This is a genomic window from Candidatus Borrarchaeum sp. (genome assembly GCF_019058535.1).
GTDB lineage: Archaea > Asgardarchaeota > Sifarchaeia > Borrarchaeales > Borrarchaeaceae > Borrarchaeum > Borrarchaeum weybense.
Window position 1 is genome coordinate 1 of the sequence record NZ_JAHPYX010000027.1, and the last position, 9,796, is coordinate 9,796.

General features: G+C 39.0%; 7 protein-coding genes, 1 tRNA gene and 1 pseudogene. 1 reads left to right on the forward strand and 8 read right to left on the reverse strand.

The window, feature by feature from the left end; genetic code table 11:
• Nucleotides 1-129: 129 nt before the first annotated feature.
• Nucleotides 130-296, forward strand: a tRNA-Arg gene (locus QVB70_RS01565).
• A gap of 173 nt (nucleotides 297-469) precedes the next feature.
• Here the strand turns inward: QVB70_RS01565 and rpsJ are convergent.
• From rpsJ to QVB70_RS01605, 8 genes and pseudogenes are all read right to left on the reverse strand, one after another.
• Nucleotides 470-778 (reverse strand): 30S ribosomal protein S10, encoded by a 309-nt coding sequence (gene rpsJ, locus QVB70_RS01570; protein ID WP_287582701.1) that lies wholly within the window; start codon nucleotides 776-778, stop codon nucleotides 470-472.
• 76 nt (nucleotides 779-854) lie between these two features.
• On the reverse strand, nucleotides 855-2,162 hold the full coding sequence (gene tuf, locus QVB70_RS01575) for a translation elongation factor EF-1 subunit alpha (RefSeq protein WP_287582703.1): 1,308 nt from the start codon (nucleotides 2,160-2,162) through the stop codon (nucleotides 855-857).
• 219 nt (nucleotides 2,163-2,381) lie between these two features.
• Nucleotides 2,382-2,993 carry a 30S ribosomal protein S7 gene (locus QVB70_RS01580; RefSeq protein WP_287582705.1) on the reverse strand — a complete coding sequence of 204 codons (612 nt, stop codon included), beginning with the start codon at nucleotides 2,991-2,993 and terminating at the stop codon, nucleotides 2,382-2,384.
• A 38-nt stretch (nucleotides 2,994-3,031) separates the two neighbouring features.
• Entirely contained in the window at nucleotides 3,032-3,475 is a 444-nt protein-coding gene (locus QVB70_RS01585; protein ID WP_287582707.1) for a 30S ribosomal protein S12, read from the reverse strand.
• Nucleotides 3,476-3,508: 33 nt separating this feature from the next.
• Nucleotides 3,509-3,934: a NusA-like transcription termination signal-binding factor gene (locus QVB70_RS01590; RefSeq protein ID WP_287582709.1), complete on the reverse strand. Its 426-nt coding sequence runs from the start codon at nucleotides 3,932-3,934 to the stop codon at nucleotides 3,509-3,511.
• On the reverse strand, nucleotides 3,931-4,245 hold the full coding sequence (locus QVB70_RS01595) for a 50S ribosomal protein L30e (RefSeq protein WP_287582710.1): 315 nt from the start codon (nucleotides 4,243-4,245) through the stop codon (nucleotides 3,931-3,933). Before QVB70_RS01595 ends, QVB70_RS01590 begins: the two co-directional genes overlap by 4 nt.
• Complete coding sequence (locus QVB70_RS01600) at nucleotides 4,246-6,984, reverse strand: DNA-directed RNA polymerase subunit A'' (protein ID WP_287582711.1); 2,739 nt, start codon at nucleotides 6,982-6,984, stop codon at nucleotides 4,246-4,248.
• Between the two features lie 35 nt (nucleotides 6,985-7,019).
• A pseudogene (locus QVB70_RS01605) lies at nucleotides 7,020-9,796 on the reverse strand (hypothetical protein); the annotation flags it as partial.

Genomic DNA, 9,796 nt, shown 5'->3' on the forward strand with positions numbered 1-9,796 from the left:
ATAAACACCACGCCTCACACATACCACACAAAAACCCTTGCTCGCGAAAGAACTGTCTATAGGTGTCGATATTTGTATACAAAATCAATAACTGTTAACAACCCAATTTAACTATATCACACATTCCAAGGGTCCGTAGTCTAGCCTGGATCGGGCGCCGACTTAGATAAAACTAGTCTAAGGCGTATGCCTGCGGAGCCGGATAAGTTCTCCCTCAAGAAGGGAGAGTTGCGGAGATCGCGGGTTCAAAGGATTTAGAGCTATGCTCTGATCTGAAACTCCCGCCGGACCCACCATTTCTTTCTGATTTTATCTGCATTTAATATTTATGAAAAACAAAGTAGCAGATTTGAGATTTTTGAAAGTAAAGAAATAGCTAATAGTTATAAAATGAACATAAAGCAAAACGTGAGAATAAGATTACAGTTTAATTAAGCAAGAAAGCACCACAGCTTTAGCGTGAGGTAGGTCATACAAGTTCTATTTCAATGTAGATTGAATCGGGCACCCTAATCCTCATAATTTGCGACATAGTGCGTTCGTTTGCATCGAGGATAACAATTCGTTTGTGAACTCTCATCTGCCATTGCTCCCATGTGGGTGTTCCTTCGCCACAAGGAGTTTTCCTTACAGGGATCCTTATTTTCTTCGTTGGCAGTGGAATCGGACCATTAATTCGCGCCCCAGTCTTCTGAGCGATTTCTTTGAGTTGATCACAAATTTGATGAAGTTCTTTGGTATCCTTACTTAGCAATCTGATGCGTGCTCGCTGTACCATATTTTTATGCCTCTTTTTTACTAACCTAATAAAAATTATATAGAAAGCCTTCTCAGGCTTCCTTAGAAAAAAGCTATTAACGTTTTGTTACACTTTTTACGATTCCTACACCTACTGTCTTAGCCATGTCTCTTATAGCAAACCTGCCAAGCTGTGGAATACTAGCGTACTCTTCTATGCATAATGGACGCGTTGGGACGAGTTTTACGATTGCGCCTTCACCTGTTTTTAGATACGGTGGATTTTCCTCTACTATTTCTCCAGATCTGCGGTCAATTTTTGCCTGAAGTTCTAAGAACGTTGATGCAACTTGAGCTGTGTGTGCATGGATAACGGGTGTATATCCTGCAGCAATCGCTGTTGGGTGATGTAAGATAAATATTTGTGCAGTAAATTCCTTTGCAACGCTTGGTGGGTTCTTTGGATCTCCTGCTACATCACCACGACGAATTTCTGCTTTCGCAATTCCTTTGAGATTAAATCCGATATTGTCGCCGGGCATCGCTTTTTCCATCTGTTCATGATGCATTTCAATTGATTTTACTTCACCCACCTTTGAGACTGGCTCAACATGGATTTTGTCGCCTGCTTTGAGTATCCCTGTTTCAACACGACCGACGGGAACAGTTCCTACTCCAGTAATTGTATAGACATCCTGAATTGGAATCCTTAGGGGCTTATCAGTTGGCTGAGGTGGAATTTTCATCTGATCTAAAGCTTGAAGAATCGTTGGTTCTTTGAACCATCCCATATTTTCGCTTGCCTTTGTTATGTTATCGCCAGTCCAAGCTGATACTGGAATGTAGAAGCGCGTAATTTTCATGTCTAGTTCTTTTTCAATAAGTTTGAAGACGTTCTCAACATTACTTTTTATTTCGTTGAATCTATCTTCATCCCACTGAGGATCTGCTGCATCCATTTTATTAACGGCAACAATGAATTGATCAACACCAAGCGTAGCGGCTAGTACTAAGTGTTCGACAGTTTGGCCGCCTTTGCCGATCCCAGATTCAAACTCACCTTTGCGGGATGAAACGGCTAAAATTGCGGCATCAGCTTGACTAGTACCAGTAATCATGTTCTTAACGAAGTCCCTATGACCCGGGGCATCTATGATCGTATAGTAGTATTTGGGCGTCTCAAATTGCCAGAATGCGATATCAATAGTCAGTCCGCGCTCTCTTTCTTCTTTAAGTTTGTCTAATACCCATGCGTATTTGAAGCTTCCTTTACCGATTTTATCGGCGTCCGCTTCGTACTTTGCAATAGTTCGTTCGTCAATGGCTCCCATTAAAACTAAGAGATGTCCTACAAGCGTAGATTTGCCATGATCAACATGTCCAATAATCACCAAATTCATATGCGGCTTTCCAGATTTTGACATAAACCTTTCCTCCGGATTTTCCTAACTTTTCTATGCTATACCTTCTGGAAGGTATAATTTTTAATATATAGAGTATGTTGTTTTTATAAAATATTATTATATTGTTTTTGATTTCAAACCTTCGTTTTAAAAAGCTTGTGAGATAACAAGCTGGTGAAATAATTTATCTTTATTTCTTGCCAAAAAATTTTGAATGTCTGCATTCATTGAACTTTTAACTCAGCGAGCAGACAATGCAATACGCTCCTTTTCTTGGCGTCTTTTAATTGCAAAACTTCTTGTATCATTATTAGCTGCTGCTATTAATTCTTCTGCAATAACTTCTTCAAATGATTTCACGGTTGAGAAACTTGCCTTTTGAATTCCCTGCGCCAGATACTGTAAAGAAAGATCTACACGTCTTTGAGGCGCAACATCGACCGCCTGATGGTATACAATACCACCATAAGAGATTCTAGTTGTTTCTTCTTGAAGGGCTGAGTTCACGACTGCGCGCACTAGAATTTCAACGGGATTAGCTGAAGTTCTTAAATGAATGATTTCAAAAGCTACCATAACAGCCTTAGTTATCCTCATTTTTTTGCCAGTATTACGTCCGCCTCGCATCAATTTGTTTATGAATCGTTCTACAATAGAAACCTGTGATTTTCTAAATCGATGGTGTTCATGGCGGCCTGCAGAATGTGGTGCGATTACAGGTTTTAAGGAAATGTATCGTTTCAATCCTGGATCCTCAGCTTCAATTCCATCTGTAGACCATTTACCGAATAGAAGGATCTCAGAAGTTACTTTTTTTCCTTTTTTTTCTTTTTTTTCTTTTTTTTCTGACAATGTTATTCTGGCTCCTTGAAATTAGAATATGAAATAAATTACCTGATAGGCTTCTCCTTTTTCTTCAGTATCAGCGAATCCAATGAAACGCCATTGACTTGAGTGACTTTCCATCTAACACCTGGAAGGTCACCCATACTTCTACCTTTTGACCCACCGATGCCCGCTACGATTACTTCATCATGTTCATCAACGTAAAGTAGCGCACCGTCACCAGGTAAGAAAGCGGTTATTTGTTTTCCATTCTTTATCAATTGGACACGTACGCATTTACGAATGGCACTATTTGGTTGTTTGGACTCGATCCCAACTTTTTCCAAAACTATGCCACGTGCTTGTGGCGCACCTTCTAGCGGATCTGCCTTAATATCAAGTTTTAATTGTCTACGTTTATAATAACGATCTTTCCATCTGAATTTCTTTCTCTTGCGTGTTAATAAACCTGCGGCAAATTCTCCTTTTGGTGACTTGCTTCCTGGCATTTTTATAATCACTCCTTTGTTATCTACGCCATCTTAAGAGATAATTACGTCTGCGATATTGTGGTATCTTTTTGCAAGTAGCCGTGCGCGTGCAACATTCTTTCCATTTTTACCTATCGCGATGCCTCGATCCTTTGGTTCTACGTTTACTATTGCTACCTTTCGATCCTTTTTTTCTGAGATGCTCACACTTTTGATTCTGGCTGGCGCTAAGGTATTTTTGATGAATTCGACTTCGGATTCAGCATGCTCAACTATGTCAATATTTCTGTGTAGCATGTCCTTAGCTCTTTTTATATTTATTCCTCTTTTGCCAATCGCTCGCCCTATGTCCCCCTCTTTCACCACAAAAATCAACCGATCATCATCAATAACTACATCTTTCGTGATGGCACCTGTAATGTTTTCAAATAGTGCGATATATTTTATTTCATCGCTTGTAATTTTAACGCTACTCAATTACTGTCCTCCACTAATTGCAGAATATCTGAATCACCTGGTTCCTGAACCGATACAACTGATACTAGATACGGTTTACCACAAACAAACCCTAGATCTAAACTAGATCCTTCGTAATCCATGGTTGGAATTCTAGGATCTGACAAATTAGTATAATGAATGATATCATTCTTTATTGATGAGGGGGCGTTTGCTGCAAGTATTACTAACTTAACATCTCCATGTTTGACAGCTCTAATAGATTCCTTTGCCCCTAATATAGTTTTACCCGTTCGCACTGCAATTTTAATACTTTTCGCTATATCTGCCATTTATGCTTTGTCCTCCTTCGCCTTTTTTTTCCCTTCTCGATTCATCATAAGATCTATCGCCCCTGTCCCTAACAATATTGTTTGCCCGATAATCACGTTTTCAGTTATTCCCTTTAAATGATCAATCTCGCCTCGGGTGCTTGCTTCTAGTAAATGTTTCACAGTTACTTCAAAAGCCGCTCTTGCTAAAACACTAGCTTTTTCACCACTAATGCCATGACGACCAATTTGTCTGACCTCGCCTGTGACTGTCATAAGGTCTGCGACTAGCATAACGTGTCTTAGGTCGACATCTAATCCCTGTTCTTCAAGCACATTTATAGCTTCTGCTATAATAATGTTCCTTGCTGCTTCGATGCCTAGGCATTCTGAAATCTCATGAATATGATTAGAAATAGTCCGCATGGGATGTACGCCTGAAACACGAAGGACATTTAATAAGTTTGTACCTTCAGAATAGATGACAAATTCCTCCTCTTCTTTTCGAATAACCGTTCTTTTGACGTCTTTGAGGCCCTTCAATGGTAAAGATCGAATTTTTTCTGCAAGTTTTTGTAACTCTGTAAAGTTATCAAGTTTTGGTCGGACAATAATCGTATAATCATCCTGGAGTTCTGCATCTCCTTTCTTGAGTTTATTAATTTTTTCTACAATAAATTCCGCAGTTAAACCTTTATCGTCCATTAGATCAGGATCTAATTTCAGATCAATTTGCATATTGCTAAGATTGATTTCTATATCATAAGTTACCTTCTCTATTTTTGTTTCCTCAATACGCCGTGCCACTTCACGGGCTTTTATTCCATCTTCTTTATGAGCATCATCTAGAAAAATTGTCATCATGGGTGTTGAAGGATTTTTACGTGCATCCACAATTTCAATCAGTCGAGGAAGTCCGAGCGTTACATTCAATTCAGCGACTCCTGCGTAATGGAAAGTTCTTAACGTGTTGTGAGTTATTAAGCCCTCTGCCGTAGTGAAATTTTCGTGTTGTTCAACCGAGAAATCGTATACTAGTGAAGTGGGAGATTTCACTAATTCTATAGAAGTTATTTGATCCCAGATCACATCGCTCTCAAGGGCTCGCTGTAACGTATTTATTTCGTTGCTTATATCAATATTTTTTTTCTTTGCTTCCTCAACTATTAATGTTACATACCGTGCTAGGGTTTGCCTACCGATCACTTGATTAGTTGTATATTTTCTAATACTTGCTGCTAGAGAAGAGTGGGCGTCAATTTTCAACTTGATACGGAGGTTGTTTAATATCTTACCAAAACCCGAAATCATATCAATAATGTCATAGGTAATTTCTTTATTTTCTTCACTTGTTACCATTTGGTCTAATATATCTCTTTTATGAGGAATTATCGAACCAATCTTATCTTTAAAGACAAGCGCATACTTCCCAGGGATCCTTAAATTATACTGTTCAGCATCTTCTTGTTTCGAAGCGAAAATTCCAAATCTCGACAATAATAAGCATATTCCGTCTCGCAAGTCCTTAGACTTACTGGTTGCGCGAATCTGCATTCGCTCTACAGAAAAACTACCGTCGCCATCGAAATATGCTTGGAGTAACCCCGAAACGAACTCTTCCGGTGCGTTTAACGCCCAGTCTGGTATAAATTTATCTGGTGCATTCTTCCCGCACATTCGTACTAGAAGTTTCGCTAACAACGACGATGATAAGCATACGGATACACTTGGTCCAAATTCCCCAGTTTCTTCTATTAACCGCCAAGATATTGAAAGTTCGTCAGCAAACCTTTGTGTGCGATTTTGGTAATTTTCGTCAATATTAGTGATTGAAACGTAATTTCCAGCATTTGATCCTTCAGCAATATATGCACCTATGAACCATCCAAACAAATAATTCAACTGGAATATCTCAGGGATTTGAATATCTGTATTTGAAAACGCTTTGGGATAAACATGACCTACTGTTAGCATCTCTGCCTTTCTGGTTTTGAATGCTATTCGCAGGCCGTCTTCTTTAACGGGGACAGTATAAGCGACATTATATTCTTCTTTCCAATGACTGCCAAGTCGATCCCAAGATCGTTTAGCTTTAATAAATTCTGAACCATACCACGCTTCGTATTTAGGAATATATCGTTCGACTGGTATGCTTTCTAGATTATGATCAGATTGTAAATGTTTTATAAGAGGAATTCTGTCACCCACTTTAAGAGATCTTCCAGTTACTGGGATAATTTTATTTTCATCACGCATAAGATATGAATGTGAGAGGGTAGCCTCAATCTTTCTTCCCGACCTAGTAGTGATTTTTAGTAGTTCACCGTTAACAGGATGCCTACTTACTTGCCTTAGCCTTCGCCAATGTGTTTTTTCGTCTTGACCAATGCAAGGCACACGGTAATCATCATACTCTAGACTTAACACTTCGCTTTCACCAATATGGTCGGTAATTTCGGCATTAGAGAAGAGGTTATCTACGAAATCTCCAATTTCAACTACGTTCACATAATCGTTACTTTTCACGATTACCTTTTCAGTCCCAGGGATGCTCATTTGCGTGCCTGGCTCACCGATTGATTGCGCAGCTATTGTACCTACAGCTTCTCCTGGTTCCACTAAAGCTTTTGAATAGGATTTTTTCGCTTCTTCGATAAGTAAGTCTAATTCCTTTTTAGTTACTTCAGTTTCTTCTAATTTTGCACTTAGTTCTTTAATTACTGCAAGAGGAAGTTCATCGTTTTCTTCAATTTTTTTCAATTTTTTCTCTACAGCTGAGAGTTTAGTTTTAGCCGCTATTCTTCAACCCTCCTTTGACTAAGGATTTTTTCAAATATCACGTCAATGTTCATTGCTTTCCCATGGTCACTTTTCGCAGGATCAACCCCATCTTCACCGTAAACGAATTGAATTATTTGACCGATTGCGTTTCTTACAGTTCCATCATTTTCGTTCTTTATATCTTGCAAAGCATTTACCAATCGTCTTTGCATATAACCTGAAGTGCTGGTACGAACTGCTGTATCTACCAAGCCTTCCCGACCACCCATCGCATGGAAAAAGAATTCGATAGGAGTTAATCCACTTCTATAACTTGCTTTTACAAAACCCCTCGCAGTTGCGCTCAGGTCACCTTCCTTAAAATGAGGCAATACGCGTTCTCTATATCCCCTATGGATTCTTTCACCTCGTACAGACTGTTGACCAACACAAGCTGTCATCTGGGCGAGATTTAAATTACTCCCTCTGGCACCAGTAGTAGCCATTATCACTGCATGGTTATTTAGCCCAAGATTTCTCCCAGCAATTGTACCTGCATCGTCTCTAGCCTCAGCTAGTTCCTGCATGATCCTCATCTCTAACGTTTCCTCTAGAGTTCGTCCAGGAAGTCTTTCTAGTTCGCCTCGTCTATATACTCTAATAAGTTCATCCACTTGTTCTTCTGCCTTGTTTAAAACTCCATCTATCATGTTTTTTGACTCGGCACTAAGATCAACATCATCAAGACCAAGAGTAAAACCCTTTGATGTAATTAATTCTAATAATAATCGGGTAATGGAATCAAGGAATTCTCTGGCTTTTTGACTTCCATAATCTTTTACAATTCTGTGAAGCAAAGAATTGGCTTGCCCAGCTCCCAGTGTCTTTTTGTCAATAACTCCAGACATAAGTTTTCCGTTTCTGACGATTACATAAGCATCATTAGGGCAGTCATCCTTTTCACAAACCTTGCATTTAATACATGCTTTTGAGGTAAGTGTTAAATTGAGGAGAGAAGGTATTAGTGTACTTAATAATTGCTTTCCAGACCATAATTTAACTGGTTTTTGTATCGTAGGAGGCGGAAGGTCGTCTTTAAATCCTGCCGCATAGAATAATTGGCATACATCCTTTTTTGTGAAGAACGCATTCTTTCTCGTAAGAAGAAATCCCGCAGATATGTAATCTTGAAGTGCACCAATTATGGGACCACCATATCTTGGTGAGAGAATGTTTTCTTCAACACGCATAAGAATTCTGGCTTCTGCTCTTGCTTCTTCGCTCTGCGGTACGTGGAGATTCATCTCGTCGCCGTCGAAGTCGGCGTTGTAGGGTGGACAATTTCTGGTTAGGAAATCTTCTGCAATGAAATTATGGTTATCATCATTGATGGTTATATCATAAGCTACTTCAAGATCAATTTCTTCAATGTTAACTATCGTGTCCCACACAAATCCATTTTTTAATCCTTCAGTAGCTGATTTCATCCACTTTGGAAATTCAGGGAAACTTGCTGGAAGCCCTGCCGCAATTCTTTCATTTCGAATCCATGATGCAATTGTATGCCATGATTCATGGTTGATTTCATTAGCTATAGCTTCATAGGTTAATCCTTGTTCTCGGAGTTCTTTTGCACGACTAAGTTGAGCAGTGGCTTTTGCTTTTGCCGTATTTTTTGCAGTTATATATTCACTAGTTAGTCGTGCAAGTTCTTCCTTGGCTCGTGCAAATTCATATCCGATTTTCTTATATAAAGCAAGTAAATTTTCATCGCTTGCGGCGAAGTTTAATGCATAGATAATAGTTGATTTGCCATCTTTTCGTAAATTACCACTTTCGGTGTAAATAGATGAGATTTCAATATTAAATTCAGCAAGGAGGGTTTTGATATCTTGAATAAAGTTATCTACTCGTAACCCTTCGATCTTGGCAAATTTAAGAATAGGTTGGTTAAACTTAGACTTTGATTTTATGTGTAATCTGGGCGTTGATAGCTCAGCACCAAAATATGCACGTAGGAACGCGCGTTTTGCCATTTTTGGTGCATCAAATAACCATTCTGGTAGACGATATTCTTGAGTTACTTTGTCACCAACAGGTACACCTAGCGCCTTAAAAGCGATTGCAACCGGTTTTCGCCTTACTTCAAAGAAATATGTTTTTCCTTCAGGTATCAATATATTTCCATCTGTTTGTTGGATAGGAATACCACGAGATTGAAATTCTTGAATGCCTGTTGGTTGAAGGTTTAGCTTTGTAACAGTATCATAAAGAGAAAGGATGTCCTCATAATCAGATGCCCGAAAAACAACACGTCCTCCCTCATAAGAGATAAGTAATGAGCCATCACCGAATAGATGTCCGACAAGGCTTGCCAGGTAGATTTGTTTCTTTGTTCCTGCAGGAATGTCGAGAAGTTCCATTTCTGCTAGTTCATTAATAGTATATTGTATATAGATATTTTCGGGTATTGCTTCCAAAACTTGTTCCTCTGTGAGAACTGGTGGGCAACCACCAATTTCAGGAATTTCGATGGGATAAACAGCAACGAAGTCACCAATCTTTAAATTGCCTGCCCTTGTCTTGCCTTTCTTGGAATAGAAAGGATGGTCCTCTGTAGCTTTAATTATTCTCCCAGTCTTGGTTGTAATTTCATAAGATTTAAGTCCAAGTTGCTTGGGGTTTATAGCATGAACTTCTGAAATTTCAGAGAAATATGTTGTTTTGTCAGTATCCCAATTACAAGAGAGCGGAGAATACTTCTCATAATCTTTAACAAGGTGCTCAATAGAAATTCTGCCAAGATCTGTAT

Excerpts from the sequence above, each read along its gene's own strand:
- rpsJ (WP_287582701.1), bottom strand. The coding sequence starts at position 778 with ATGGTACAGCGAGCACGCATCAGATTGCTAAGTAAGGATACCAAAGAA.
- tuf (WP_287582703.1), bottom strand. The coding sequence starts at position 2,162 with ATGTCAAAATCTGGAAAGCCGCATATGAATTTGGTGATTATTGGACAT.
- QVB70_RS01585 (WP_287582707.1), bottom strand. The coding sequence starts at position 3,475 with ATGCCAGGAAGCAAGTCACCAAAAGGAGAATTTGCCGCAGGTTTATTA.
- QVB70_RS01595 (WP_287582710.1), bottom strand. The coding sequence starts at position 4,245 with ATGGCAGATATAGCGAAAAGTATTAAAATTGCAGTGCGAACGGGTAAA.